Here is a 26,834-nt window from a genome sequence, read left to right on the forward strand (position 1 = left end):
CATATAAATGGGTAATGTACAAGTTGCTGTAGAAGCATGTTTAGTTCGTCTGATCACAGATACTTTATAAACTATTTTAATACTTTTTTGAATCCGTCAATGCGTAAGTCCTAGAAATGTTTGATTAACCAGCGTGAAGTGCATCGTGATACACATGGCTTTAACGAAGCACTTCGTTCAGCCCTTCGTGAAGACCCTGATATTATCCTAGTCGGTGAGATGCGTGATTTAGAGACAATTCGTCTTGCTCTAACCGCAGCAGAAACAGGTCACTTAGTATTTGGTACTCTGCATACCACCTCAGCAGCAAAAACCATTGACCGTGTGATCGACGTATTCCCTGCCGAAGAAAAAGATATGGTTCGCGCGATGTTGTCCGAATCATTACAAGCAGTTATTTCACAAACATTGTTGAAAAAGAATGGCGGTGGTCGTGTTGCAGCGCATGAGATCATGATCGGTATTCCTGCGATTCGTAACCTTGTTCGTGAAAACAAAGTTGCACAGATGTACTCTGCGATTCAGACAGGTGCTAACTACGGCATGACCACACTCGATCAAAGTCTTAAAAACTTAGTTTCGAGAGGCGTCATTAGCCCTCAAACAGCTCGTACAGTTGCTAAACAACCTGAATCATTCCTATAAAAACTAAAATTAATGGGGAAAGCATATGGATTTTAATGATTTACTCAATCTAATGATTGAACAAAGTGCTTCGGATTTATTTGTTACCGCTGATGTTGAACCTTCAATGAAAATCAACGGTCAGATTGTTCCTGTGGCTAAAGCAAAACTTTCAGGCGAGATTGTAGGTCAGTTATTACACTCAATCATGAGTGATAAACAACGTAAAGAATTCGAAGATACTCGCGAGTGTAACTTCGCAATTATGAACCGTGAGAAAACAGCGCGTTTTCGTGTGAGCGCGTTCCAACAACGTGATATGCCAGGCATGGTATTACGTCGTATCGAAACGGTTATTCCAACGATGGATGAATTAAAACTACCTGCAATCCTCAAAGATTTAGCGATGACCAAACGTGGCATCATTATCTTTGTTGGTGCAACAGGTACAGGTAAATCAACCTCGCTCGCGTCAATGATCGGATATCGTAATCAAAACTCTAAAGGTCATATCATCACCATTGAAGACCCGATCGAGTTTGTACACCAACACGCGGGTTGTATTGTGACTCAACGAGAAGTCGGTATTGATACAGACTCTTTTGAAGTAGCCTTGAAAAATACACTTCGTCAAGCACCCGATGTGATCTTGATTGGTGAGATTCGCTCTCGTGAAACAATGGACTATGCGATTGCTTTCGCAGAAACAGGTCACTTAGTACTTGCTACACTTCACGCGAATAACGCTAACCAAGCATTAGACCGTATTATTCACTTCTTTGAAGCTGACCGTCATGCTCAACTACATATGGATTTATCGCTCAATCTAAGAGCAATGGTTGCTCAACAGTTAATTCCAACGCCTGATGGAAATTCACGCCGAGCAGCTATCGAAATTCTAATTAATACACCGTTACTATCAGATTATATCCGTAAAGGTGAAATTCATGAGATTAAAGACCTCATGAAACGCTCGCGCGAATTGGGCATGCAAACATTTGACCAAGCGCTTTATGATTTATATAAAGCTGGTGAAATCACGTATAAAGATGCGCTTAAACATGCAGACTCACCAAACGATTTACGTCTCACCATTAAACTTTCTGAAGAAGGTGCAGATCAATTGTTAAGTGCAAGTCGCAACATTACATTTGATGGTCAATAAGCTCTCTCAAATCATTAAAAAAAGGAAGGTTTTTGTAACCTTCCTTTTTTTATTTGTTTTATTTCAGTGAAAATTTCTATCTTTACTGAAACAACACTTATTTCTTACGATAAGCATCTTTGCATTCTTGATTACTACAGTACCCATATAAATTTAATGAGTGTCCTGTCAAAGTAAAACCATGCTGATCAGCTACAGAATGTTGTTCTTTTTCAATAACATCATTAGTAAATTCAATAACTTTATTACAGTTTAAACATACTAAGTGATCATGATGATCTTCTTGCATGATTTCAAAAACTGAATGATTATTTTCAAAATGATGACGTTGGATAATTCCTGCAGCTTCAAATTGTGTTAATACACGGTAAACTGTCGCTAAACCAACATCTTCACCTTGTTCAAGCAAAGTTTTATAAATATCTTCTGCACTTAAATGATGTTGTTTCGAATTTTCTAATAATTCCAAAATCTTAATACGAGGAAGGGTAACTTTAAGTCCAGCTTTGCGTAAGTCTTGGTTGGAAATAGGCATGAAAAAAGGTCTCTCAACAAATCTTAAGTTGGAATAGGCAATAGAGTTTAGATGCAGTATGATCTATCCTTGAATCAAATGCATCATCATTTATCAGGATAGTGTAGCAAAATGCAAAAAATCATGCTGGCGTTATTCGTCACTTCAGTACTTAGCGGTTGTTCAGTCTTTGGTGTTTATAAAGTTGATATTCCACAAGGAACACCGTTAACCAAAGCACAAGCATCTCAAGTACAAGTAGGCATGAGCTTTCAGCAAGTTCGCTTCTTGTTGGGTAGTCCAACGGTTACTGATCCACTGAATCCATTACGTTGGGACTATATTTACAACTATATCCCTGGTACATATGCCAAAAAGGCAAAAATACCTGCGGCACATGGACAACATTTAAAAATTTACTTTGATGCAAATGGTAATGTTGAACGCATTGAAGGTTTAGATACAATTCCAGAGTCACAACCTGGTTTACCAGCATCTAAAGAAGCGATCTTAACAGCGCCGCCACTATAACGGCTTTAGATTATAAAAATAAACCCCTCATGGATTGATCCTTGAGGGGTTTTATTTATGAACTTGATGGTCTAAATCGATTACCTTTCGCAAAACGCCCAACTGGATTCTTTGCAGCACGTTTGCGACGGATGTCTTTAGGATTAATTGTTAAAGAACGATAGATTTCAACCCGATCTCCGATCTGAAGCTGAGTGTCTGGCTGTATTTTGATACCAAACACGCCCAAATGAAGTTTCTCAGGTAAAGTCACCTGCTCGGCTAATCCGCTAGCAATAATCGCTTGTTCAGCCGTCATTCCTTCTAGGAAATCAACTTCTAAATGAAATTGTTGCTCAGGTGTCGCATAAGCGACCCATACACATGCATTAGATTTCATTAGATCCATTGTCCAATTACAGCAACAATAGCAATTACAATCGACAGTGGTAGAACTAAACGAACAGCGATACGCCATAAGTTATAGAATAGCTCATTACTGAAACCCATAGATTTACGCAAATGGCTGATTTTCATAATCCAACCAGCAAAAATTGCATAAACCAAACAAACAATTAATCCCCAAACAATCAATAGAAGATTGAAAATCGAACTTAGCTGAGGTGCAGCCCAAACTGCAATTGCAGCAACGATGATCACCCATTGAATTGCTGGAGCTAGTTGACGTTGAGCCAGTTGTTCTTTTGCAAGTTGCATTAATAAAGCAGCAGATACCAATGCAGCAAATAACCATGCAAAAGCAGGGATCTCAACTTTGAGAGAGAAAAATCCAAACGCTACAACTGCAAGTAATTGAGCTAACCAGATCGGTAATACAACTGAAGTCGCGGCTTCTTGTTGACGAACTGTGGCAAGGCTGTTTTGCCAATACAATCCTAACCCTAATCCACTCGCCACAAGCGCAAGAACAGTTGCATTGCCCCACTCTTTAAATTCAATACCAGTCCAATGCCACGCTTGTAATTGAGTTCCAAATACATTTGCCAACACTAGAGATGCAATTACACCCAAAGTCGTTAAAGCAATTAGGAATTGACGTGGAATAAAAGATAATCCGAGTGCAATCACTGCAAGCCCAGCGAAAATGATTTGATTCGATACGCCAAATTGTTGTTGAACTAAAATATCAGATGCCGAAAATAAAATACTACCAGCAAAAAATGGCACTAATACTACAGCCAACCAACCAACTACACGCCATTTTGGAGATGCATCAGCCTCACGTGTTAGATTTGATAAAGCCTGCAAAGCGGTAACTTTAGAACGTTTTGCTAAAGCAATTTCAAGATAACCAATCGGTAGTGCCAATAAAATCATCGTTCCCAACCAAAGTAACCAAAAATCAAATTGACGCTCAATTTGAATACCTAGAGTTGGTGCTAGTGTTGTGATCATGACAAAAGATAAGCAAAACGCCATCACTGGTGCAAACCAGCGTGACAGAGTTGTGTCCTGCATAATGCATTCCTTGAAAAATCTTTGAACTCATTGCGTTTTATGGAGTTTGCAATGAAATATTCAATCTATTTTGCCTTTCTCCTGTCTGAAAATCAAAACAAAAGATGTCGAAATAAAAAGGCAAATCACCATCTCAGATGATTTGCCGCGCACGAGTTGTTATTGTTTTTATAAGACTCTCTATTTTCACTCATATTTTCCTTATTGTTTTTATCATCTAGAGAGTCGTTTTTTATTATTATGAGAAAAATCTAGAAAACCAGTTTTTTCCCTTTTTCTTTTCATTTTCCTTAATAATTCCCATCATATTTTCTTTGACAGCACCTACATAATCCGCATCATCATGACGAATATGATTAATTAACCATTTTGACAAAGCCTCATGTAATTCTTTATCAATTTCATGCCCTAATTCAAAACGTTCACGATAAGTTTCTATTTTTTTGATAAATAAATCATGAACTCGTTTATGTGGTACACGATATTTGTAGTTTGCTTCTTCTTGTAAACTTTCTTCAAAAGTAAAATGAGATTGCGTATAGTCAATAATATTGTCCAAAACTTCTTTCATTTTCACTCGATCATGAGAGTGTTTTAAATCAGCCATTTCATTAATATAATCTAGAATACGGCGATGCTGATCATCAATAACATCTATTCCTGTATTATATTCGACAGACCATTTCAAACCCATATCGAACCCCAAACTCAAGCATATTTATTGAATAAGAACATAATATCGGTAAAAAAAATAAATAAAAACAAAGCATTTTTGTCAGATTTTGTTTTTTTTCATACAAATAATTTAACTTATTGTTTTACATTTAATTTAATATTTTCACCTATTAAAACACTCAAGTATTTTTTAACCAAAGTATATAAATTAGCTAAAAACCTGATTAAAATTATCGACTTTAAAAGCCCTAAGTATTATATAAATAAATTAAATATTACTATTTATTATAAGCATATTATTCTAATATTGATCTGCCTTGGTTATTCTTTTTAAGCTCGGATCATTCGCTTCACGGATTAGACGATCTACGCGAGTCAAAGCATGTTTAATTGGCTTACCTTCTTTAAATAAAACCATTTCCCCAGCTTGATACGCAGTCCATGTTTCATTATGTGTTAATGGTTCAGTAGTAATTACCGCAACACGATCTTCTGGTGTGGTGACTTGACTAAAATCAACCTCTACATCCAAATCAATCAGATGAGCATGTTGGAAAGGATATTCTCGAACTAACCAATGTAACTTTGTCGTGGCATAAGTATATAACGCCTGTCCATTAGACAAACAAAAGTTAAATGTACCGTGTTCAGCGATCTGAGGAGATAAGTGTTCTAATAATGCAAACAAATCATCAAGTGAAGGTTCAACATATCCAAATGTCTCTACCATTTGATCGAGCAAATAACAAAAAGCTCTTTCACTATCCGTATTTCCAACAGGTTCAAAGCGTCCACTTAATCTAGGGGAAAAATCATGCAAATCACCATTGTGGGCAAAAATCCAATGTCTGCCCCACAGCTCTCTTAAAAAAGGATGAGAGTTCTCTAGAGTAATTTTACCTTGGGTGGCTTTGCGAATGTGCGCAATCACATTTCGAGATTTGATTGGATAATTACGAACAAGATCTGCGATAGGTGACTCAACTGCCGACTGATTATCGACGAATAAACGACAAGCTTTATCTTCAAAAAAAGCAATGCCAAAACCATCACAATGGTCTGATGTCACACCTGCTCGTTGGGAAAAACCACGAAAAGAGAAAGTGATATCAGTGGGTGTTGCGCAATTCATTCCTAATAGCTGGCACATATCTTTGAACTATTTAACATCTATGCCTATTGTGCATGAGGTACGGATGTATTGTAAATCTCAATATGTGCTCAATATTCAAAGATGAATGCTAAATCTAGTTAGCGCTGAACCATTTTATTCATGACAAATGAGGTTGCGATCTTATTTACTTCAAGAAAAACAAAGTAATCTAAGCACTTAAATTCCTCATCAAAAAATGCTTCTTTTGACAACTTTGATTGCATCCCTAGATAAGTCTGAAATAATTTCGGCATGCGTTCATCCTGCGGAAAACTATAATCAGGACGCTCAGGTTCAAACGCTCGCTTTGAGCGAATGTCGATAGTTTGATGATCCTCAAGCTGTTGAATCTGACGGTGCGTGTAATAAGTACGGGCTAAGTTATCTTCGAGATGAATACTTACGCAACCCATCAAATATTTTGCACGCATCGACCAAAGAATTTTTGGTGCCATGTTTAGCCAAAGCATCGACAAAGCTTTACCAGAGCGGAATTGTGGATGCACGCAAGTACGTCCGATTTCAACAATACTCGGTAAATGTGATAAATGTGGAACGATCTCGAACTCTTGAGCACTATAACTCTGCCCAATCTCATATCCTTGAAATAATTTAAGTCGTGTATAGGCAACAATTTCACCCGACCATTTATCTCTCAATACCGCATGTTCACAAGCAAAATCATAAAGATCTTGATCAAGATCATCTTCAAAAGTTAAGCCAAATTGATGTGAAAATTGTTTTGCTCTAAAACGTTGTACGTCTTGTAATTCTTTTAAAGTGTCAACCCATTCAAAGCGATACTGATTTTGAGCTGGTTTTTGACGTAAAGGTAAGGTCAAATTTTGACGATACTGATTTAATTTTTCTAGCATAATGAAAGCTCCTTATGACTAGAATCACCTTAAATCCTATTAATGACATTTTAGTGAATGAAAAATGAAGAGATGATGACGGTCATTTACGCTGACTTTTTTAAAAGAGTCTTTGAGACACAGTACAAAATTTGAATTGAAGAACTATAAATAAAATCCTCCCTTCTATACGAATAAAAGGGAGGATAAGAAAGATTTAAAACTTAATGCTTCGCACGATTGGTAATTAATGTACCTACACCATGATCAGTAAAAATTTCTAACAATGTTGCATGCGGTACACGACCATCAACAATATGCGCACTAACCACACCACCTTTTACTGCATCTAGTGCACAACCTACTTTCGGAATCATACCGCCATAGATCACACCTGTTTCAATGAGACGATCAACTTCTTGAGTGGTCAAACCTGTCAATAAGTTTTTATTTTCGTCTAAAACGCCAGTGATGTTTGTTAATAAAATTAGCTTCTCCGCACCTAAAGCTTCAGCAACCTTACCAGCGACCAAATCGGCATTAATGTTATAAGTATTACCTTCTTCATCGACACCTAATGGTGCAATCACAGGAATAAAATCACCTTGTGTAAACATCTCTAGAACATCTGTTTTAACGCCAGTGACTTCACCCACCATACCTAAATCAATTTGTGAAACCGAACCATCAGCTTCTTGTTTTTCCATGAGCAGTTTACGCGCACGAAGTAAATTACCATCTTTACCGGTTAAACCAATTGCACGTCCGCCATGTTGATTGATCAAATTCACGATTGATTTGTTTACACTACCGCCTAAAACCATTTCAACAACTTCCATCGTTGCTTGGTCAGTTACACGCATGCCATCAATACGATCAGATTCTTGCCCAAGACGTTTAAGCAAAGAGTCAACTTGTGGACCACCTCCATGTACAACAATTGGATTAAGTCCTACAGTTTTTAATAACACGATGTCACGAGCAAATGAGCTTTCCAACTCAGGATCTGTCATTGCATTGCCACCATATTTAACAACCAACGTTTTACCTGCAAAACGTTGGATATACGGCAAAGCTTCAATTAAAATTTTAGCTTTATCAATGCCGATATGCTCATGTGGCATATGCCTCTCCTTTTAAGCCTGTGCTAGTTCTTGTGCAATTTGTGGATATCGAGTTTGCAACATAGAAACAAATTTATCGCGAATTTCAACTAACCGATCTGGATGATCTGCATCAAAACGGACAGTAAAATACTCACCTGTATTGGATGCTCGAATAATGCCAAAACCATCATTAAAATCAAGTCTTACACCATCAATTTTACTTAACTGTGCACCTAAATCCTGACTTAGAGTTTCAATTTCATTTAAAACACTTAATGGATTAATATCATGGGTACTAATATAAGTATCTTCGGTACAGCAACGCTCAGGATATTGTTTTAGCAATGCAGATAAATTTGCTGAACTTGAATGGGTGAGATATTCCATAACACGTAGTGCAGCATATAGACCATCATCATAACCAAAACCACGACCATCATTGAAAACATAATGCCCAGCATATTCACCACCAAATACAGCAGCACCATTTGATTGCGTTAAATAAGTTCGTAAAAAACTACTTCCCGTGCGAATCATTTTGGCTTGCCCACCTAATTGTTGGACTGTATTAGCAACCATTTGTGAGCATTTGACATCAAATACAATTTCTTTTTGGGGATGATTTTCTAAGCACATTTGTGCAAATAAAGAAAGCAAACGATCAGGACTAATAATCGTGGCATTTTCATCTAGCAAAACGACTCGATCGCCATCACCGTCTAACGCAATTCCAATATCTGCTTGATGTTCAATAATAAATTGTTGTAGACGTCTCAAGTGTTCAGCATGCGATGGGTCAGGTGCATGATCAGGAAAATGACCATTTGCGTCACAACGTAATGCAATCACGTCGCAACCAAGCTTTTCCAGTACAACTTTAGCACATCGTCCAGCTGAGCCATGTAAGCCATCCAAAACAACCTTCAATGGTCTCGCAAGTTGAATATCATCGAGCAAAGATTGTTGATATTGTAAACAATAATGAGGAATTACTTGATGAGTAATTGTCTCATCTCGAATTTGATAATCTACCTTAATAGGTATATTTTGAGCAAACAGCCCAACTTCTTGAATCACTTCTGGACTAGGTGGCTCACCTTTTAAAATCCATTTAATTCCATTATCAGACTTAGGATTGTGACTAGCCGTCACCATAATACCGTTACCACCAAAATCACGCGCAATGTAATACATCATTGGTGATGAGCAGCACCCGATATTAATAACTTCAAAACCTTGTTTTTCCAATATATGCTGTAGAATATCAGCATAAGTCGGACTAGTTAATCTTGCATCATATCCAATAACAATTTGATGTTGATCATATTTTTTATATTGAAATGCTAATGCATGCGCAATTGAACGAATTATCGTGGGCGTAAGGTTAGAAAGCTTTCCACGGATGTCATAGGCACGAAAAATATTCAGAGGAAACGTATGTTTTATATTCACAGCAAGCCCCTATTCTTATAATCATTCGATTATTAAAAAAAACTTAAACTATTAAGAAATTAATTAACCCTTGTTCAGAAAAATTAAAATAATTAATCAGCTGCTTTTAATATAAATTCAAATAACAATCAATATGAAAAATGCAATGTTTTTCAGTTAAACATTGCATTTAAAATAATAAGGCTTGGGAATTACTGTTGACCAGTATGTCCAAAACCACCTGCTCCGCGCTCTGTAGCAACAAATTCATTCACTTGTTCGAACTCTGCTTGAACGACAGGAACGAGTACATATTGCGCCAAACGCTCGCCTGGCTCTAGGCGGAATGTATTTTTTCCACGGTTCCAAACTGAAACCATCAGTTCGCCTTGGTAGTCTGAATCAATCAAACCGACTAAATTACCCAATACAATACCATGTTTATGCCCAAGACCCGAACGCGGTAAAATTAATCCCGCAAAGTTTGGATCTTCGATGTAAATCGCCAAGCCTGTTTTGACTAAAACCGTTTCACCCGCAGCAATTTCAATTGCGTCATCTAAACATGCACGCAAATCTAAGCCAGCTGAACCTGTTGTTGCGTACGATGGCAATGCCCATTCTTGACCTAAACGTGCATCTAATACTTTAACTTGAACTTTCATTACAACTTCCTACAAATAATCTTTAACGTTTCAATAATGCTTTTAAGTTGGCAAGATACTGTTGAGCCTGTTCTTTAGGGTCAACATTTGGTGCTAGTTTCTTTTTACGACCATGCCACTCTAAATCATCTTGTGGTAATTCATCTAAAAAACGACTCGGAGTCATTTGTCGCATTTGACCGCCATTCTTACGTTGCTCTGCAAGCGTTAATGTTAGACCTTGACGCGCACGGGTAATCCCTACGTACATCAGACGGCGTTCTTCTTCAATGGTTTCAGACGCAATCGAGTTCTTATGTGGCAATAACTCTTCTTCTAAACCAATCATGTAGACGTATGGAAATTCCAAACCTTTCGCAGCATGCAATGTCAACAAATTGACTTTATCTGTATCTTCTTCTTCTTGTTGCTGCTCCAACATATCTAGAAGAACCAATTTACGAATGACACTTTCAATATTTTTTTCATCGACATCGTCTGTACGATTAATTAAGTTTTGGATACTTGTGTACAGGCTTTCAATATTATCGATCTTCGTTTTTTCTTGAGCTGGCGTTGCAGCTTGCTCACGAACATAATCAATGTAGCCTGCTTCGTTGATCATTTGACGTACTTTAGGTACTGGTTCGTCATCATCTAACAGTTCACGTGTAAAAGTCGCAATAAAGTCTGCAAACTCATGTAATTGAGTCGCCGCTTTTTTAGGTAAAACCATGGCAAGACGTTGATCAGAAGATGCTGTCAATAAAGATAGGGTATTTTCTTGAGCAAATAGGCCTAACTTTTCTAATGTGACAGGGCCAATTGCACGCTTCGGAGTATTAATAATACGTAAAAAGGCACTGTCATCTTCGGGATTGATAATGAGACGTAAGTAACTCATTACATCTTTAATCTCAGCACGGGCGAAGAATGATTGACCACCTGACAATTTATATGGAATTTGCATCTGACGCAGTTGCGTTTCAAGAACACGTGCTTGGAAATTACCACGATACAGAATCGCGTAATCTTTCCAATTTTTTCCATTCATCAATTTATGCGTAATTAAATCTTTAACTACGCGTTCAGCTTCATCATCATCATTTAAACACGTGATGACACGGATGGTTTCACCGTGCCCTTTATCACTCCATAACTTTTTATCAAAGATATGAGGGTTATTTTCAATGACAGCATTTGCCGCTTTTAAAATTCGACTGGTAGAACGATAGTTTTGCTCAAGCTTGATTACTTTAAGATTATGGAAATCATCTTTTAATAAAGCCATGTTTTCAGGCTTTGCACCACGCCAAGCGTAAATCGACTGATCGTCGTCACCTACCGCAGTAAACTGCCCCATCACCCCAACAAGCAATTTCACTAAGGTATATTGTGCTGTATTGGTATCTTGATATTCATCGACGAGTAAGTAACGAACACGATTTTGCCATTTATCACGAACCTCAGCATTTTCCTGAAGCAATCGTGTCGGCATTACGATCAAGTCATCAAAATCTACAGCGTTATAAGCTCTCAAATTACGTTCATAAAGTTGATACAAATGAGCAAGCTGAACGTCTTCAGGTGTTTCACATGTTGAATGAGCTTGCTCAGGTATGACCAGATCATTTTTCCAATCCGAGATTTTCTTCATGGCTTTCGCGATCAGTTCTTTACTTTCTGCTCCAGATAGGTTGTCACGCTGCATTAGATCCATCAGGATTCTTTTGCAATCATCTGCATCCAAAATCGAAAAATTCGCTTTTAAAGGTAAATGTTTTAACTCTATTCGAAGCAAATTCAAACCAAATGTGTGGAATGTAGAGACTGAAAGCCCTTTGGCTTCATCACGTGAAAGCAACTTACCGACACGCTCTTTCATTTCACGTGCAGCTTTATTGGTAAAAGTCATCGCAGTAATACGATGCGCAGGAATACCACATTGTTGAACTAGAAAAGCGATCTTTCGAGTGATTACAGAAGTCTTACCCGAGCCTGCACCTGCAAGCACCAACAATGGCCCCTGAACATATTTCATGGCTTCAAGTTGCTTGTCATTGAGTTGACTGGCAGATGACATCGTTGTAATACCTCTCACGTTTTCGAGCATGATTATAGACATCTATTTTTTAGAATCCCAATAATAAATTTGAGGATATGTATAAATTATGATGTCTTACTCCAAGATGGCGTCACCATTCGTCGTACTAAAAACTCGGCAATAAAAAAACCACCCGAAGGTGGTCTTTTCACAGCAGTATTAATTACTGTTTAGCATAAATACTGATTTCAACACGGCGGTTTTGTTCTTTACCTGCCGCAGTTGCGTTTGAAGCGATAGGATTAGAAGAACCTAAACCTTGTGCATCAATACGGCTGCTTGAAACACCTTGGCTTGCTAAATAGTTTTTAACTGATTGAGCACGTGCTTGAGACAATGGGATATTGATTGAATCATTACCAGTATTGTCTGTGTAGCCAGTAACTAAGATTGCGCTCTTGTTATCTTCAGCTAAAGTTTGCGCCACTTTGTTTAAAGTGCCGTAGAAGTTTGGTTTGATGTTTGATTTATTTGTATCAAACGTGATGCTACCAGGCATGATCAACTGAACAGAACCATCTGGGTTACGGCCAACTTCTACACCAGTACCAGCCATTTGAGCACGTAATTTTTTCTCTTTATTATCGAGATATAAACCACTCGCACCACCAAGGATTGCACCAATCGCTGCTGCGCGGTTGTTTTGTGAAGAAGAGTTAGCATTACCTTTAGAGATACCATAACCTGCAGCTGCACCAATTAATGTACCTAAAGCAGCTTTGTCGTATGAAACACCGCCGATATCATTACCTTGTCCGCTCATTGTTTGGCAACCAGAAAGTACCAATCCAGCCCCTACGAGTGTTGAAATAACTAATGCACGCATCGCGTAGCTCCTGTCTATGTATTTTGTTGTCTGAACAGATAATGAATGAGAAAATTCAGCTAGACCATTGATATTTTGTTAATAATAAACAGTTTATTTGTATTTTTGTAATATTTTGATGCATTTTACATTTCCACTTAATCATAGTTTCTTCATGTTTATCCAATTGTGAAGAAATCAAGGAAATTTATAAGTTAGAATAAGCTTCGCAAACAAACTAAAATTTGTACATATGCGACAGATTCACGTTTTCTGCACAGAAAAATTAATTCAAATGGTTTAAATATATAAAAAAATGTCAATATCAATAAATATACAGTTGTATTTAAACCACTGTTGTTTATAGTTAATCCATCTTTTCAAAACATCTGCCTCAAGGTTCGATTTATGTCTACCGCGAATAAGAAAACATCATTATTGCGAAAGGTCAGTAAAGGTCTTACTGTTAGTTCTGTGATCACAGGAAGTACATTTCTACATGGACCTCCTGTTCTGGCTTTAGGTCTCACTAAATTATTCAAAAAATCTGCCAAAGTAGACGAAACCAATATTCAACTAGCCAATAGCTGGATTGGGGTAAACAACCAACTGATTGAGAAAGTTTTACCAAATCTAAAATGGGACATCACCATTGATGAAAAATTAGATCTCAATCTACAAGGTCGCTATATGATGATTTGTAATCATCAAAGCTGGGTGGATACTACGGTAAATCAATATTTTGGTTTGAGTCGAATGCCCCTCACTCGCTTTTTTACAAAGTGGGAGCTGATCTTTATTCCCTTTGTAGGTCAGGCTTTTAAAATCTTGGGTTTCCCAATGATGAAACGCCATACCAAAGAACAAATCGCTAAAAATCCTGAACTCAAACATCGTGATTTGCTAGAAGCACGTAAGGCATGTGAACAACTATTAAGTCAGCCATTCACCCTTCTCAATTATTTAGAAGGTACTCGATTTACGCCTGAAAAACATGCACAACAACAATCACCTTATAAGAATCTACTTAAACCCAAAGCGGGTGGCTTAGCCCTAGCATTAAACATACTTGGTGACAAGATTGATGCATTAGTGGATATGACGATTGTCTATCCTGAAGGTGCACCGGGTTATGGGGACTTTTGGTTAGGTGACGTTTCAAGCATTGCTGTTGATTTACGCAAAATTGAAATTCCTGATTGGGTTTTGGGTGGAAATTACGAAGATGATGCAGTTTATCGTGAACGCTTTCAGAAATGGGTAGATCAAATCTGGACTGAAAAAGATCAACTTATTAGTCAACTCAAATCGAGATATAATTCATAATCTCTTCAAGGATTGAGCAGAAAGATGACCCAGCAGGATACTGATAAAAACTCTAAATATAACTATGTTAATCCGAACAGTAAGTTCTTCAAGCTGTTTCTTATTTATGACATTTTCATGGTTTTTATTATTGTTTTCAATTTGTTCTGTCTAGGAATGAACTTTTTCCTGATGAGTAATATTGGTGAATGGTTTTTTAACACCATTCACCTCTATAGCGTTTTAGAGTTTTATCGTAGCTATCTACATCCATGGGTTATCACGACCGAAGCTTGGTTTATTATCTTCCTGATTGTGGAGCTTGCGATTCGTTGGCTACTATCAATCATACAAAAGCATCACGCGCGTTGGTGGTTCTTTCCATTTATTCACTGGTATGAAATTGTTGCAATTATCCCCCACTTTCGCTTTCTGCGTTTATTCCGTGCGGGGATTATCGCGTATCGTTTACATGAGCTTGGATATAAAGTTGTACCCGATAGCATCCGCTTAAAAGCAATTTTTTATTATCGTGTTGTCATGGAAGAACTTTCTGATCGGGTTGTGATCACTGTAATCGATGGCATTAAACACGAACTGGATACTAGCTCAAGTCATAAAAAAATTATTCATGATCTAGTCGATCATCATCGTCAATTATTTACTGTGACACTATCTTCAATGTTGCAAGAATCACTCGCAAAAGCTTTACAACAGCAACAACCAATCATTACTCAAAAAGTAGGTCATATTGTTAACCAAGCAATCGAAGATACACCTGAACTGACTCAACTATTACGTCTAATTCCTATTGTTGGCAGTCGTATAGAACAACAAATTCAAAGTATCGGACAACGTTTGGGTGAAAACATTACCGCGGGTTTGATTGAACCGTTCACAGTTGGCTCATTTGAACGTCCAAATGAAAACTATTTACTGATCGCAGAAAAAGTCAGTCAATTAAATATTGATAACCAATACTTAGAAGAACTCGTAGAATCAGTAGTCTATGAAAGCCTCGAAGCGATTCGAAAACAAGTCAAAGTTAAACAATGGCAACAAACATTAAATGAATATGATCAATTGGATAAAAAAGCAGTGTGATTACAAGAAAATTTACTAATCAAGCTAGAGAATTCGTGTAATTTGTTCTAGCATTTGCTTTTATTTACAACATGCTTAAACACAATAGAGTGCTTAAAAAGCCCTGAAGGATAAATTATGGCTGACATACGGATTACGGGCAGAATGGTGAATTTTAGTCGACTCACGTTCGACACAAATGACCACAATGCAATCCGACAGCAACTAACTAGCACACTAAACGAAGGTTCCTATTTAGGAACTTTAGTCATTCTAGACAGTACCGTTGAACAAGAATTGATTGCTCTTATACAGCTACTAATTGATATTGGTTTACAGCCTATGGCTGTAATCGATGGAATCTTAGGTGATGAAGCACGTGCAATCCAATTCCCTGTATTGCCCGCAGATCAACCTTTACAGCGGATCAAAGCATCTAAAGAACAAGTCATCGAACATGTAGTCGAAAAACCAGCAGATCAGGCTGCAAAAGAAATACCACAAAAAGCTACATCAAGTCCGCATATCACCTCATATCATGATGAAATTTTGCGAACTGGACAATGTTTAGTGCAAGATCAGGGTGATATTATCTTGAATGCTGGCATGAATAGTGGTTCTGAAGTAATTGCATCTGGAAATATTCACATCTACGGGAATGCTCGTGGTAGAGTCATTGCTGGTGTGGGTGGACATATGTCCGCACGAATTTTTTGCAATTCGCTTGAAGCAGAATTAATTTCTATTGCGGGCACTTATTGTGTAGCAGATGATATTCCTAAAGATATGATCAAAAAGCCTGTACATATTTATTTAAATAACAAGCAAGAGCTTGAATTTGAAGCCTTGCAGTTTTAAGTTATCACATTAAACACCAAAAAAGCCCTTTTAGGGGCGTATGACCATAAATAGGAGTGGATTCGGTGGCCAAAATTGTTGTCGTAACGTCAGGCAAAGGTGGTGTAGGTAAAACTACAACAAGTGCATCTTTTGCAACAGGTTTAGCCCTACGTGGTCATAAAACTGTTGTGATTGATTTCGATGTGGGTTTGCGTAATCTTGACTTGATTATGGGTTGTGAACGTCGTGTAGTCTATGACTTTGTCAATGTCATCAATAATGAAGCTCGCTTACAGCAAGCACTGATCCGTGATAAAGATATTGAAAACTTATATATTCTTCCTGCATCACAAACACGTGATAAAGATGCCTTGAGTGATGAAGGTGTTGCACGAGTTATTGATGAACTTTCTCAAGAGTTTGACTACATCATTTGTGATTCTCCAGCAGGTATTGAGCGTGGCGCTATCCTTGCGATGTATCATGCTGATGAAGCAATCATCGTAACAAACCCTGAAATTTCATCTGTTCGTGACTCTGACCGTATCATCGGAATGTTAGACAGCAAAACTAAAAAAGTTGAGCAAAACGAAGGACGTATTCGTAAGCATCTTTGTATTACTCGCTTCAATCCTGAACGAGCAGATAAACAAGAAATGCTCACGATTGACGATATTTCAAAAGACATTTTACGTGTACCAACACTAGGTGTTGTACCTGAATGTCCAAGCGTACTTCAAGCATCAAACGAAGGTAAACCTGTTATTTTGTACTCTGAAGCAAAAGCAGGACAAGCGTATGATGATTTAGTTGCTCGTTTCCTTGGTGAGGATCGTCCATATCGACACATCACAGTACAGCCAAAAGGTTGGTTAGCTAGACTATTTGGAGCGTAATTATGGCAGGATTCTGGAGTAAACTTTTTAGCAGTGATGAAAAACCATCAAGTGCTCAAACTGCCAAAGATCGCTTAAAAGTTATTGTTGCGTCTGAACAAGGTCTTGGTCGTCGTTTAAGCCAAGACAAAATTGATCAAATGAAAAAAGAGATCATGCAAGTGGTAAGTCGTTATGTTCGTGGTGTAGACGAACAACATATCCAAATGCAAGTTCGTTCAGAAGCTAACATCGAAATGTTGGAAATGAATATCAATTTACCTGAAGATCGATAGAAGTTTTTCAATTAGCGATTTTTTGTAAATAAAGGCAAAATACACAACAGAATTTGAAAAGTTTGAGTTTTATTTTCACAGTTGTTTTGAAATACTTTTTTCGAATAAATTGAGAGAATTAACGCTTTTCTGATCCTGCATCGTATTTTGCCTTTATTATTTTTAAATTCAGGAGATTGTCATGGCATTATCACAGCCAGCAACTTTCAATGAAGAATGGTCAGATGAGCGTGTTTTTGCCTACCTCAACCAACTTCCTCCAGCAGGCGTAAATGCTGACTTTCACGTTCTATATCATGCGTTTAAACATATGCGCCCAAATGATTACGAACGATTAATTACTAAATTCTTAGCAGATGGTCGCGACTTGAACGCAACCAACCCTGAAGGGCAACGCATTCATGATGTAATTGCACAATTTCCTCGTCAAAAAGATGGATTCTTAGAAGTCCTAGCGAAATTTGCATAATAAAAAAGCCTGCTTCAAGCAGGCTTTGATTTTTCTGTTATCGGCTTCCAATCAAATAAACACCGAGCAAAGTAAAGATCCCACCAGAAATACCATCAATCCATTTAGCAAAGTTCTGGTAAGCATTTCTGAATGTAGGTAGCGAAAATACAAAAGCCACAAGTAAAAACCATACCAATGTTTCAACAGCTATTATGATAAACAATAAGAAATGATGTTGATCAAAAAGTGGATTAGCAAGAAAGAGCGAGAACACACTACCAAAATAAATGACTGCTTTAGGATTGGATAAATTAGTGAGCAAACCTTTTATAAAAAACAACCATGCTGATTGAGGTAAGGTAATTTGTTTGATTTCCTGCTTTTGTTTAGAAAATGCTGAACGCAGCATCTGATAACCGAGCCAACACAGATATAAACCACCAGCAATCAAAAGTCCTTGTTTAAGCCAAGCCATTTTCTCAAAAATGATATTCAGCCCCATTAATGCCAACAAAGACCACAGCATCGCGCCCATGCATATCCCAACTGCAACTAATACAGCATCTTTACGTGAACGACTTACTGCTGTTTGCGACACAAGGAAAAAATCTGGACCAGGTGTAATCAATGCACAAAAATGAATGAAAATGAGTGTACTTAAAGCGATGAACATAACTGATCTCGATGCTGAGACGATGGTCTATCAGCTTAATTAAAAAACGTGATTTTTACCATATTTAATCTATAAAAATGAAAATAAAAAAGCCTCGAAATTGAGGCTCTTTTAAATGATCATTTAGTTTAAACCAAAATATCTCGTTTTCCGTTTGCTCCCATTGAGCTCACAATTCCATTCTCTTCCATTTGATCGATAATTCGTGCAGCTCGGTTATAACCTAAACTAAATTTACGTTGAAGTGATGAAGTTGAGGCTTTTCGGGTTTCCAAAACAAAAGAAACACATTGGTCATATAGAGCATCCCGACTAGGATCACCATCGCCATCTTCAAAACCACGTGATGTAGGTTCTTCATCGAACGGCGTCAAGATTTCATCCACATAATTTGGCTCACCACGTTCACGCCAAGCATCACATATACGGTTCACTTCATCATCACTGATAAATGCACCGTGAACACGCTCAGGCTCGATTTTACCTGGTCCAAGGAATAACATATCACCATGTCCAAGTAAGTCCTCTGCACCACCAGCATCAAGGATGGTACGTGAATCGATCTTACTGTTCACACGTAAAGCCACACGCGTTGGAATGTTGGCTTTAATGAGACCTGTAATAACATCGACAGATGGACGTTGTGTCGCAAGTAAAAGATGAATCCCAGCGGCACGTGATTTCTGCGCTAAACGCGTAATCATTTCTTCAGCTTTTTTACCCACCTGCATGATCATGTCTGCAAATTCATCGGCAACAATAACAATCGAAGGTAATGGTGTTAATCGAGGTGCTCTTTCTTGAGTCGCTGAATCACTAGGTTTCCACGTCGGATCAATTAAATCCTCACCATTTGCAATCGCTTCTTCAACTTTACGGTTATAGTCACTTAATTTACGAATCTTCAAGAATGACATCAACTTATAACGACGCTCCATCTCATTTACACACCAATTTAAGGCGCTAACAGCATCCTTCATGTCTGTTACTACAGGTGTCAATAAGTGAGGAATATCACTATAGTTTGCCAACTCAAGTTGTTTTGGATCGATCAAAATTAAGCGTAATTGATCAGGGGTATACTTTAATAACATCGATAAAATCATCGAGTTTACTGCAACCGATTTACCTGAACCTGTTGTTCCCGCTACGAGCATATGTGGTGCTTTGGCTAAATCAGTCAGTACTGGATTTCCTGAAATATCTTTACCCATCGCCATACTGATCAAGTTATTTGGATCACGATAAGTTGGGGTTTCCAATAATTCGATCAAGCGCACCATTTCACGAGAACTATTAGGTACTTCAATCCCGATATATGGTTTACCAGGAATAACCTCAACAACACGTACGGAAGCCATCGACATTGAGCGCGCTAGATCGCGTGAAATATTAGTAACTTTTGATGCTTTAACACCTGGTGCAAGATCAAGTTCAAAACGTGTCACTACTGGTCCAGGCTGTGCTTCCACCACTTGTGCTTTGACATTAAATTCTTGCAGTTTGATCTCAAGCAATTCAGATAATCTAGCCAATTGATCAGCTGTAAAATTCACTTTCTTATTTGGATCAACACGATCTAATAACTCCAAACCAGGCAAGGTAGGTAAGTCACGTCGCTTTTGGGCAACTTGCATTGCTCGTGACATTGGTCGTCCGAAAGCATCAGTTAAAGGAGCATCTAGATCAAAATCATCATCCAAATCGATTTCTAATTCTGGTTCTGTTTTACCAGCTGTTTCCTGCCATGCCTCGATGAATGCTTCCTTAGATAATGTTTCTTTAGGTGCTTCAACTTCAATTGGTGCTTTTACGAAGGCAGATGACTGTGCATAACTTGTGCTTGTCGAAGGTGTCTTAAACTCATCTTCGTCTATCAATAAATCATCGAAGTCATCAAATTCAGATTTCTGAGTTTGTTTCACCTCATCATGAGCACTGATCGGAGAATGGATATTTTCTTCAACGACTACAGTATTCTCTGGCTTTACAGCGAATTCAAATTCATCAATATCTTCATCCACCTCAAACTGTTGTTTTTGTTGCAATGAAGAAGTCTGCAACTCTTGATTGAATGGTGTATGAACATCTGTCGCTGTTTTGCTATTTGGAACAGCAGCGAGTAATTCATCAAAAATTTCATCATCATTCCAATCTAAATCACGATGATTAGTTTTCTGAACAACATTAGAATGTGATGATGTATTTAACATCTGATGATCATCAAGCTCGTTACGATCATCTGCTGCTTTCAGTAAAGCATCTATTTCTTGTTTATGGCTTTGTTCATCATGTTGCAGTGCACGCCAAACCTCACCAGTTTGTATGAGTCTTTGACTTTCAGCTTCGAATTGGTGCGCACGTTTTAATGTTTGCTCGAAATCGTCCTCTGGTTTTGATTCTTGGACATTCATGCGTTGTTGTTCTTTTGCGGCCACATCGGCAAATAATCGCTCAGCCAATACCTGATGATGAGAATCATCAAATTTAGTTTGAGTCTCTTGGTTTATAATATCGTGAGTAGAATGATTGGCTAATACTGGTTCTGTACCTACAGTAGCAGAAGTCTGAGCATTGGTTTTTAACGGTGTTTCAGTCATCGTAATTTGTTCAGTACGATCATACGCTGACTCTTGTTGAGGTACATTCTTATAAAATAGATCCTGCAAATATGCGGGTGTTTTCTTTAGAGTAATCCATGTTTTATCCCATTGGATTCCAAAGGCTAAAGTTAATAATAAAATACTGAATGCGAGTAAAAATAACGTTGCACCATATATTGTCAGCAAGCCAGTTAGACTTTGTCCCAACTCATAACCAATAATTCCACCAGCTGCATTATCTAGAGTATCCGCAGGAGTATTCCAATGCAGATAGAACAAACTCGCCACAGATAACACGAGAAAGAATTGTGCCGCATAACGAAACGGACGGTTCAGGAAACTTCTTGGCCACCATACTTGGATTGCTTCAATAAACAAAAAAATCGGGAGCAGCAAACTCGCCCATCCTAAGAATCCAAATAACAAATCTGCGATCCAAGCACCTGCAACACCGCTCGCATTTGAAACCTGTTGGGTATCACTAGATATATGCATCCAACCTGGGTCAAATGGAGTATAGGTTACTGTGGCAAGAAATAGATAAATGCCAAAAGAAATCAAAAATAATGTCATTAAAAAGCGTTGTGCATAAACACTTGACACCGCAGTCATATACAGTCCTGTAACCCAATTTCGTTATTTGTTTGTCTATTATTTAAGGTCTAAACAACCCTAATCAATAAGTCTAATATTATGCACGTGTTCTTACAAAAAAGATGCACGATTGTTTACTGTTGTTGTTAACATCCTGATCGGATATAGCGCAATTCGATTGAGTTAATCAATATTATCATCATCGATTTAGCCCACTCCCCTACGGATTCACGTATAATTTTAGCATTTTCAATATAAAAAGGATGTTCTTTAATGAGCGCTCGTCACTCACGGTTAATTATTTTGGGTTCTGGTCCTGCGGGTTACAGTGCAGCAGTTTATGCAGCGCGTGCAAACCTTAAACCAACACTCATTGCTGGCTTACAACTCGGTGGTCAATTAACAACGACGACTGAAGTTGATAACTGGCCTGGTGACCCTGAAGGATTAACTGGTCCTGTACTTATGGAGCGTATGCAAGCCCATGCTGAACGTTTTGGTACAGAAATCGTATATGACCATATCAATGAAGTTGATTTAAAAACACGCCCGTTTGTTTTAAAAGGCGATATGGAAGAATACACATGTGATGCTCTCATTATTGCAACTGGTGCGACAGCTCAGTATTTAGGTCTTGAATCAGAAGCAGCATTCATGGGACAAGGTGTAAGCGCTTGTGCTACATGTGATGGTTTCTTCTATAAGAACCAAAATGTCATGGTTGTGGGTGGTGGTAACACTGCAGTTGAAGAAGCACTTTATCTTTCAAATATCGCAGCTCATGTCACATTAGTTCACCGTCGTGACAGCTTGCGCTCTGAAAAGATTCTGCAAGATCATCTTTTTGCGAAAGAAAAAGAAGGTAAGATCAGCATCATTTGGAACCATCAAGTCGATGAAGTATTGGGTGATAATACTGGTGTAACATCTGTACGTATCAAATCTACCCAAGATTCAAGTACACAAGATGTTCAAGTACAAGGTCTATTTGTTGCGATTGGACACAAACCAAATACAGATATGTTTGAAGGTCAATTGAACTTACGTGATGGTTATATTCAAGTTCAAAGTGGCACTTCGGGTAATGCAACAGCAGCATCAATTGAAGGCGTCTTTGCTGCTGGTGACGTAGCTGATAGTATCTATCGTCAAGCGATTACCTCAGCAGGTTCAGGCTGTATGGCAGCATTAGATGCTGAGAAGTATCTTGATAATTTAAACTAATTTACATTAAGTTTAAAAAGCCACCATCTTTATGGTGGCTTTTTTTGTTAAATGATATATACAATCAAAAACATGGCTTTATTTAACAACAATTATATTTTGGATGAATACATGACAACAACATGGACCAATGGCTACCAAACTGAAGTCAATTACACCTATGGGTATTATCGTGATCTTAGCCCTAACTTCCAAAAATTCTGCTTACTTTTAAATGGGATAGATAGTCCAGATATTCAGACAAATCAAACACATTGTGAACTTGGCTTTGGGCAAGGTGTCAGCATCAACATACATGCAGCAAGTACTGATGCCAATTTTTACGGTACGGACTTTAACCCTGCACATGCAGCTCATGCCAACCAATTAGCACAACATAGCCAAACTAAACCGTATTTTTTTGATGATAGCTTTGAAGAATTATTAAATCGAAATGATTTACCCATGTTTGATTCAATTAGCCTACATGGAATATGGAGCTGGATAAGCTATGAAAACCAACACATCATTTTGAAATTCATTCGCAAATATTTAAAACCCAATGGTATTGTCTATATCAGTTATAACTGCGTGACGGGTTGGGCTGCCAATATGCCTATACGCGAGTTATTTCATAGCCATTTTAAATTTAATAGCAAAAGTACAAACCCACTGCAAAAAGTAAATGAAGCATTAAATTTTAGCGAAGAACTACTTAAACAAAATCCAATCTTTGCTCAAAGAAATCCCAATGCTTTGCAAAAAGTAATCGATCTCAAACAACAAAATCCAAATTACTTAATTCATGAATATTTGAATCAAGATTGGCAATGCTTTTCATTTCAGCAAGTAGTCAGAATCCTAGATGAAATTAAATTATCTTATGCTGGGTCTACAGACTTAGGAACGCATCTAGATAACATTAATTTTTCAGAAGAACATCAGCAATTTCTAAATGCGATTGAACACCCGATTTTCAAAGAACAGTGCCGAGATTATTTTGCCAACACACAATTTAGACGGGATTTATTTATTCGAGGCAAGAATAATTTAACCCCATTACAAGTCCAAGCAAAACTCCGAAAAACAGCATTTGTGCTTCTAACAGCCAAAGAGCAATTACCGAGTAGCATTACAGGACTATTGGGGACATTCAATTTGATAGAGGAAATTTATCAACCAATTGGCAATCGATTTGCTGAAGTTAACTATCAACCGCTCACTATTGCAGATTTAGAAGCTAGTTTTCCCGAGCTTCACTATGCAAAAATCTTAAATGCGCTCGTTATCCTGTGCCATCTTGGACTAGCTCAACCATGTCAAAATAATGAACCATCTCAAAAAATGTTAGAGCATTGCCATAATCTGAATCATTACATTTTAAAACAAGCGAGTTTTCATCAAAACTATGGCGTTTTAATTAGTCCAATCACAGGCATTGGTATACCGACTGAACATTTTCATCAATTATTTTATCGCGCTCACTTTATAGAGGGTTTAACGACTGCAACAGATTTTGCTTACTATGTGCAAGATGTCATCCAACAGCTTGGGTGGTTAGTTTTAGATAAAGATGGTCAAACGGTTTCAGATCAAGTTAAAAGCATTGAAATTATCCAATCTAAAGCCCAAATATTTTTAGAAAGTAAGAAGTTGGAAATCGCGAAACAATTGCGTTTATTTAAATAAATATTGATGATCGAATGGCGAAGTACTAGATTTGCCATTCGACCTTTCTTAGATTAGTTTAATCTGAATCCTTTCCATATTCATTTTATTATGCATCAACTTCCACCCTCTCAATATATTTTTCCTGATCCTATTGAAGCAGACCCTGAGGGACATGGTTTCATCTGTATTGGTGCAGATCTTTCACCGTCTACATTATTTGAAGCCTACACACATGGATTATTTCCATGGTTCAACGAAGATGAACCTATCTGTTGGTGGAGTCCTGAACCACGTTGCATTATCGAACCACAAGCATATAAACCTAGCAAGTCCTTACTACGAAATATGAAAAAACATGATTATCGAATTACGATTAATCATGCATTTGAACAAGTCATTCGTGCCTGTTCGTTACCACGAAGTTATGCAAATGAGACATGGATTAGTGAAGATATAATTGAAGGATATTCAGCTCTATTTAAAGCAGGATATGCCTATAGTGTCGAAGTCTGGAATAGTGAACAGCTTGTAGGCGGTTTGTATGGTGTCACTATTGGTAAAGGATGTTTTGGTGAGTCGATGTTTAGCACCGAAACAGATGTCTCTAAAATGGCATTCTATACACTGATGTTAATTGGACAGGAAAATCAACTGCCTTGGATCGATTGCCAATTGGTCAACGATCACCTTTTAAGTCTTGGAGCACGTACACTTTCTCGCCAAGCCTATTTAAAATCGTTACAAGATGTAATTATTACCCCCTCTATCAATTGGAAAAGTTATCAAGAACGTGTATTTTCAAGTAAAACAATAGCTCTTTTTTCAAAATTAGACGGTTAACGGATTAACACCTTGGAGGGACAGATTAATGAAATCATACCAACCCAAGTCCCTTTTAAATGACTTACAGTATTATATTACTCCACCACACGACTGCAGTTACCTCGATAACAAATCAGCTCGAATGGTGTTCTTAGATCCAATTCATCGCATTGATGTGGTGACATTATCCGAACTGTCACGTGTTGGTTTTCGTCGCAGTGGTGACTTTGTTTATCGCCCAGAATGTCATTTATGTCGTCAATGTTTGTCATGTAGAGTCCCTATTCAAGAATTTCAAATGAATAGCAGCCAAAAAAAGGCATGGAAACGCAATCAAGATTTAAGCATGAATATCTTGCCTACCTCGCAAGCGACAGAACAACATTATCAGCTTTATGAGAGATATATAAACGAGCGGCATTCAGATGGTGATATGTATCCAGCCAACTATGATCAGTTTGAGAAGTTTCTCGTACACAGTTGCACAGAAAGTTTTTTTATCGAATTATGGAAAGACCAAAAACTAATTGCGGTCTCTACTTGTGATTTGATGGATGATGGTTTATCTGCGGTTTACACATTCTTTGACCCAGATGAACAACGTCGCTCCTTGGGCGTTTATGCCATTCTTAAACAAATTGAATATGTAAAAACTCTAAATCTTGATTATTTGTATCTTGGTTATTGGGTGCCACACTCAGCGAAAATGAACTACAAGTCACAATACACACCACTTGAACTATTACTAGATGGTCAATGGCGTAGACTCAATCGCCCATTATCTGAGAAAGAAATTCATCAACTCGGAAACTCACTCATGAGTACACTACCTTCAGAGTGGGATGATCTAATCATTAAATAATTTAGGATTTAAATAAAGACGCGAAATCATCAGTGCATGTTTTGACCATAATCACAGCATGCTCTTTTGTACCATCCAAATTGGGATAATAATTTTTGCGTAAATCTATTTGATGAAAATCCATTTTTTCATACAAACGAATTGCAGCATGATTGCTTTGACGTACTTCTAAAAAAATTTGGATAGGATTATTTTTTAAAAGTTGAATTGAATAATCTAACAACTCGTATCCAAGACCTTTGCCCTGCTGGCTTGGATGGATCGCCATAAGTAACAAATTAGCTTCATCTAACACAGGCTGTAAAATACAGAATCCTACTATTTGATTTTTAGTTTCATAGACTGTGCATTGGTAAGAAAGCAAAGACTCCTGAAATTGTTTTTTAGACCACGGATGTGTTTGAACTAAACATTCAATCTCAGCAACTTTATCCAAATCCTTTTCTTGCATCAATCGAATCACGTGAACACCTTGTCAAAAACCTAATTGGC

26 protein-coding genes and 1 pseudogene are annotated in these 26,834 nt (G+C 37.7%); 13 read left to right on the forward strand and 14 right to left on the reverse strand.

The features are described from left to right. Positions 1-114: 114 nt before the first annotated feature. Positions 115-645, forward strand: a pseudogene (locus ACSC97_RS10510) (type IV pilus twitching motility protein PilT); the annotation flags it as partial. Positions 646-670: 25 nt separating this feature from the next. Next, positions 671-1,789 carry a PilT/PilU family type 4a pilus ATPase gene (locus ACSC97_RS10515; protein WP_004913902.1) on the forward strand — a complete coding sequence of 373 codons (1,119 nt, stop codon included), beginning with the start codon at positions 671-673 and terminating at the stop codon, positions 1,787-1,789. Between the two features lie 97 nt (positions 1,790-1,886). Here ACSC97_RS10515 and fur read toward each other — a convergent pair whose 3' ends face one another. Continuing rightward, positions 1,887-2,324, reverse strand: a complete 438-nt coding sequence (fur, locus tag ACSC97_RS10520; protein WP_004952725.1) for a ferric iron uptake transcriptional regulator — start codon at positions 2,322-2,324, stop codon at positions 1,887-1,889. Positions 2,325-2,435: 111 nt separating this feature from the next. On the opposite strand from fur, the gene ACSC97_RS10525 reads away from it, so the two are divergent. After that, positions 2,436-2,834, forward strand: coding sequence for an outer membrane protein assembly factor BamE (locus ACSC97_RS10525; protein ID WP_004913908.1), 399 nt, complete (start codon positions 2,436-2,438; stop codon positions 2,832-2,834). A 55-nt stretch (positions 2,835-2,889) separates the two neighbouring features. Here ACSC97_RS10525 and ACSC97_RS10530 read toward each other — a convergent pair whose 3' ends face one another. The 10 genes from ACSC97_RS10530 to ACSC97_RS10575 form a co-directional block, all read right to left on the reverse strand. Next, positions 2,890-3,213, reverse strand: coding sequence for an RnfH family protein (locus ACSC97_RS10530; RefSeq protein WP_126131884.1), 324 nt, complete (start codon positions 3,211-3,213; stop codon positions 2,890-2,892). After that, the gene (locus tag ACSC97_RS10535) at positions 3,213-4,292 is read right to left on the reverse strand and encodes a hypothetical protein (protein WP_436660847.1); all 1,080 of its coding nucleotides are present in this window, start codon (positions 4,290-4,292) and stop codon (positions 3,213-3,215) included. Before ACSC97_RS10535 ends, ACSC97_RS10530 begins: the two co-directional genes overlap by 1 nt. Positions 4,293-4,530: 238 nt before the next feature. After that, a complete protein-coding gene (locus ACSC97_RS10540) occupies positions 4,531-4,986 on the reverse strand; it encodes a bacteriohemerythrin (protein WP_436660849.1) in 456 nt (151 codons plus the stop codon). Positions 4,987-5,268: 282 nt separating this feature from the next. After that, complete coding sequence (locus ACSC97_RS10545; protein ID WP_026057434.1) at positions 5,269-6,117, reverse strand: class II glutamine amidotransferase; 849 nt, start codon at positions 6,115-6,117, stop codon at positions 5,269-5,271. A 101-nt stretch (positions 6,118-6,218) separates the two neighbouring features. Next, complete coding sequence (locus tag ACSC97_RS10550; protein WP_436660851.1) at positions 6,219-6,995, reverse strand: GNAT family N-acetyltransferase; 777 nt, start codon at positions 6,993-6,995, stop codon at positions 6,219-6,221. 203 nt (positions 6,996-7,198) lie between these two features. Continuing rightward, on the reverse strand, positions 7,199-8,098 hold the full coding sequence (argB, locus tag ACSC97_RS10555) for an acetylglutamate kinase (protein ID WP_004913920.1): 900 nt from the start codon (positions 8,096-8,098) through the stop codon (positions 7,199-7,201). 12 nt (positions 8,099-8,110) lie between these two features. Next, positions 8,111-9,532, reverse strand: a complete 1,422-nt coding sequence (locus ACSC97_RS10560) for a phosphomannomutase/phosphoglucomutase (protein WP_004960035.1) — start codon at positions 9,530-9,532, stop codon at positions 8,111-8,113. A 191-nt stretch (positions 9,533-9,723) separates the two neighbouring features. Then, on the reverse strand, positions 9,724-10,176 hold the full coding sequence (dut, locus tag ACSC97_RS10565) for a dUTP diphosphatase (protein ID WP_099948236.1): 453 nt from the start codon (positions 10,174-10,176) through the stop codon (positions 9,724-9,726). A 22-nt stretch (positions 10,177-10,198) separates the two neighbouring features. Then, the gene (rep, locus tag ACSC97_RS10570) at positions 10,199-12,238 is read right to left on the reverse strand and encodes a DNA helicase Rep (protein WP_436660854.1); all 2,040 of its coding nucleotides are present in this window, start codon (positions 12,236-12,238) and stop codon (positions 10,199-10,201) included. A 184-nt stretch (positions 12,239-12,422) separates the two neighbouring features. Further along, entirely contained in the window at positions 12,423-13,085 is a 663-nt protein-coding gene (locus tag ACSC97_RS10575; RefSeq protein ID WP_004952706.1) for an OmpA family protein, read from the reverse strand. Positions 13,086-13,472: 387 nt separating this feature from the next. Here ACSC97_RS10575 and ACSC97_RS10580 point away from each other — a divergent pair, with 387 nt between their 5' ends. The 6 genes from ACSC97_RS10580 to ACSC97_RS10605 all read left to right on the forward strand — a co-directional run bounded on the left by ACSC97_RS10580 (position 13,473) and on the right by ACSC97_RS10605 (position 17,932). Continuing rightward, on the forward strand, positions 13,473-14,390 hold the full coding sequence (locus ACSC97_RS10580) for an acyltransferase (protein WP_042891287.1): 918 nt from the start codon (positions 13,473-13,475) through the stop codon (positions 14,388-14,390). Positions 14,391-14,414: 24 nt separating this feature from the next. Continuing rightward, positions 14,415-15,473: a hypothetical protein gene (locus tag ACSC97_RS10585; RefSeq protein WP_004952703.1), complete on the forward strand. Its 1,059-nt coding sequence runs from the start codon at positions 14,415-14,417 to the stop codon at positions 15,471-15,473. A 117-nt stretch (positions 15,474-15,590) separates the two neighbouring features. Further along, entirely contained in the window at positions 15,591-16,310 is a 720-nt protein-coding gene (gene minC, locus ACSC97_RS10590) for a septum site-determining protein MinC (RefSeq protein WP_112986351.1), read from the forward strand. 65 nt (positions 16,311-16,375) lie between these two features. Further along, the gene (gene minD, locus ACSC97_RS10595; protein WP_004913932.1) at positions 16,376-17,188 is read left to right on the forward strand and encodes a septum site-determining protein MinD; all 813 of its coding nucleotides are present in this window, start codon (positions 16,376-16,378) and stop codon (positions 17,186-17,188) included. A gap of 2 nt (positions 17,189-17,190) precedes the next feature. Next, positions 17,191-17,463 (forward strand): cell division topological specificity factor MinE, encoded by a 273-nt coding sequence (gene minE / locus ACSC97_RS10600; RefSeq protein ID WP_004663449.1) that lies wholly within the window; start codon positions 17,191-17,193, stop codon positions 17,461-17,463. A 181-nt stretch (positions 17,464-17,644) separates the two neighbouring features. Then, positions 17,645-17,932 (forward strand): PA4642 family protein, encoded by a 288-nt coding sequence (locus ACSC97_RS10605; protein WP_004952694.1) that lies wholly within the window; start codon positions 17,645-17,647, stop codon positions 17,930-17,932. Positions 17,933-17,969: 37 nt separating this feature from the next. Here the strand turns inward: ACSC97_RS10605 and rhtC are convergent, their stop codons facing one another. Both rhtC and ACSC97_RS10615 read right to left on the reverse strand, forming a co-directional pair. Then, entirely contained in the window at positions 17,970-18,587 is a 618-nt protein-coding gene (gene rhtC / locus ACSC97_RS10610; RefSeq protein WP_004960048.1) for a threonine export protein RhtC, read from the reverse strand. 128 nt (positions 18,588-18,715) lie between these two features. Then, a complete protein-coding gene (locus ACSC97_RS10615) occupies positions 18,716-21,802 on the reverse strand; it encodes a DNA translocase FtsK (protein WP_436660859.1) in 3,087 nt (1,028 codons plus the stop codon). A gap of 255 nt (positions 21,803-22,057) precedes the next feature. On the opposite strand from ACSC97_RS10615, the gene trxB reads away from it, so the two are divergent. From trxB to ACSC97_RS10635, 4 genes are all read left to right on the forward strand, one after another. Then, entirely contained in the window at positions 22,058-23,008 is a 951-nt protein-coding gene (gene trxB / locus ACSC97_RS10620) for a thioredoxin-disulfide reductase (protein ID WP_004952686.1), read from the forward strand. A 111-nt stretch (positions 23,009-23,119) separates the two neighbouring features. Continuing rightward, positions 23,120-24,676, forward strand: a complete 1,557-nt coding sequence (locus tag ACSC97_RS10625) for a class I SAM-dependent methyltransferase (RefSeq protein WP_436660862.1) — start codon at positions 23,120-23,122, stop codon at positions 24,674-24,676. Positions 24,677-24,766: 90 nt separating this feature from the next. Next, entirely contained in the window at positions 24,767-25,498 is a 732-nt protein-coding gene (gene aat / locus ACSC97_RS10630) for a leucyl/phenylalanyl-tRNA--protein transferase (RefSeq protein WP_004952680.1), read from the forward strand. 28 nt (positions 25,499-25,526) lie between these two features. Further along, a complete protein-coding gene (locus ACSC97_RS10635) occupies positions 25,527-26,342 on the forward strand; it encodes an arginyltransferase (protein ID WP_004960069.1) in 816 nt (271 codons plus the stop codon). A gap of 1 nt (position 26,343) precedes the next feature. Here the strand turns inward: ACSC97_RS10635 and rimI are convergent, their stop codons facing one another. Next, positions 26,344-26,805 carry a ribosomal protein S18-alanine N-acetyltransferase gene (rimI, locus tag ACSC97_RS10640; protein WP_004913946.1) on the reverse strand — a complete coding sequence of 154 codons (462 nt, stop codon included), beginning with the start codon at positions 26,803-26,805 and terminating at the stop codon, positions 26,344-26,346. Positions 26,806-26,834 lie beyond the last annotated feature (29 nt).

Origin of the sequence: Acinetobacter sp. P1(2025), assembly GCF_051390655.1 — a bacterium.
GTDB lineage: Bacteria > Pseudomonadota > Gammaproteobacteria > Pseudomonadales > Moraxellaceae > Acinetobacter > Acinetobacter junii.

Bases quoted from the DNA above. Each gene is read 5' to 3' on its own strand.
- ACSC97_RS10515 (WP_004913902.1), top strand. From the start codon at position 671: ATGGATTTTAATGATTTACTCAATCTAATGATTGAACAAAGTGCTTCG.
- fur (WP_004952725.1), bottom strand. From the start codon at position 2,324: ATGCCTATTTCCAACCAAGACTTACGCAAAGCTGGACTTAAAGTTACC.
- ACSC97_RS10525 (WP_004913908.1), top strand. From the start codon at position 2,436: ATGCAAAAAATCATGCTGGCGTTATTCGTCACTTCAGTACTTAGCGGT.
- ACSC97_RS10530 (WP_126131884.1), bottom strand. From the start codon at position 3,213: ATGAAATCTAATGCATGTGTATGGGTCGCTTATGCGACACCTGAGCAA.
- ACSC97_RS10535 (WP_436660847.1), bottom strand. From the start codon at position 4,292: ATGCAGGACACAACTCTGTCACGCTGGTTTGCACCAGTGATGGCGTTT.
- ACSC97_RS10540 (WP_436660849.1), bottom strand. From the start codon at position 4,986: ATGGGTTTGAAATGGTCTGTCGAATATAATACAGGAATAGATGTTATT.
- ACSC97_RS10545 (WP_026057434.1), bottom strand. From the start codon at position 6,117: ATGTGCCAGCTATTAGGAATGAATTGCGCAACACCCACTGATATCACT.
- ACSC97_RS10550 (WP_436660851.1), bottom strand. From the start codon at position 6,995: ATGCTAGAAAAATTAAATCAGTATCGTCAAAATTTGACCTTACCTTTA.
- argB (WP_004913920.1), bottom strand. From the start codon at position 8,098: ATGCCACATGAGCATATCGGCATTGATAAAGCTAAAATTTTAATTGAA.
- dut (WP_099948236.1), bottom strand. From the start codon at position 10,176: ATGAAAGTTCAAGTTAAAGTATTAGATGCACGTTTAGGTCAAGAATGG.
- rep (WP_436660854.1), bottom strand. From the start codon at position 12,238: ATGTCATCTGCCAGTCAACTCAATGACAAGCAACTTGAAGCCATGAAA.
- ACSC97_RS10575 (WP_004952706.1), bottom strand. From the start codon at position 13,085: ATGCGTGCATTAGTTATTTCAACACTCGTAGGGGCTGGATTGGTACTT.
- ACSC97_RS10580 (WP_042891287.1), top strand. From the start codon at position 13,473: ATGTCTACCGCGAATAAGAAAACATCATTATTGCGAAAGGTCAGTAAA.
- ACSC97_RS10585 (WP_004952703.1), top strand. From the start codon at position 14,415: ATGACCCAGCAGGATACTGATAAAAACTCTAAATATAACTATGTTAAT.
- minC (WP_112986351.1), top strand. From the start codon at position 15,591: ATGGCTGACATACGGATTACGGGCAGAATGGTGAATTTTAGTCGACTC.
- minE (WP_004663449.1), top strand. From the start codon at position 17,191: ATGGCAGGATTCTGGAGTAAACTTTTTAGCAGTGATGAAAAACCATCA.
- ACSC97_RS10605 (WP_004952694.1), top strand. From the start codon at position 17,645: ATGGCATTATCACAGCCAGCAACTTTCAATGAAGAATGGTCAGATGAG.
- rhtC (WP_004960048.1), bottom strand. From the start codon at position 18,587: ATGTTCATCGCTTTAAGTACACTCATTTTCATTCATTTTTGTGCATTG.
- ACSC97_RS10615 (WP_436660859.1), bottom strand. From the start codon at position 21,802: ATGACTGCGGTGTCAAGTGTTTATGCACAACGCTTTTTAATGACATTA.
- trxB (WP_004952686.1), top strand. From the start codon at position 22,058: ATGAGCGCTCGTCACTCACGGTTAATTATTTTGGGTTCTGGTCCTGCG.
- ACSC97_RS10625 (WP_436660862.1), top strand. From the start codon at position 23,120: ATGACAACAACATGGACCAATGGCTACCAAACTGAAGTCAATTACACC.
- aat (WP_004952680.1), top strand. From the start codon at position 24,767: ATGCATCAACTTCCACCCTCTCAATATATTTTTCCTGATCCTATTGAA.
- ACSC97_RS10635 (WP_004960069.1), top strand. From the start codon at position 25,527: ATGAAATCATACCAACCCAAGTCCCTTTTAAATGACTTACAGTATTAT.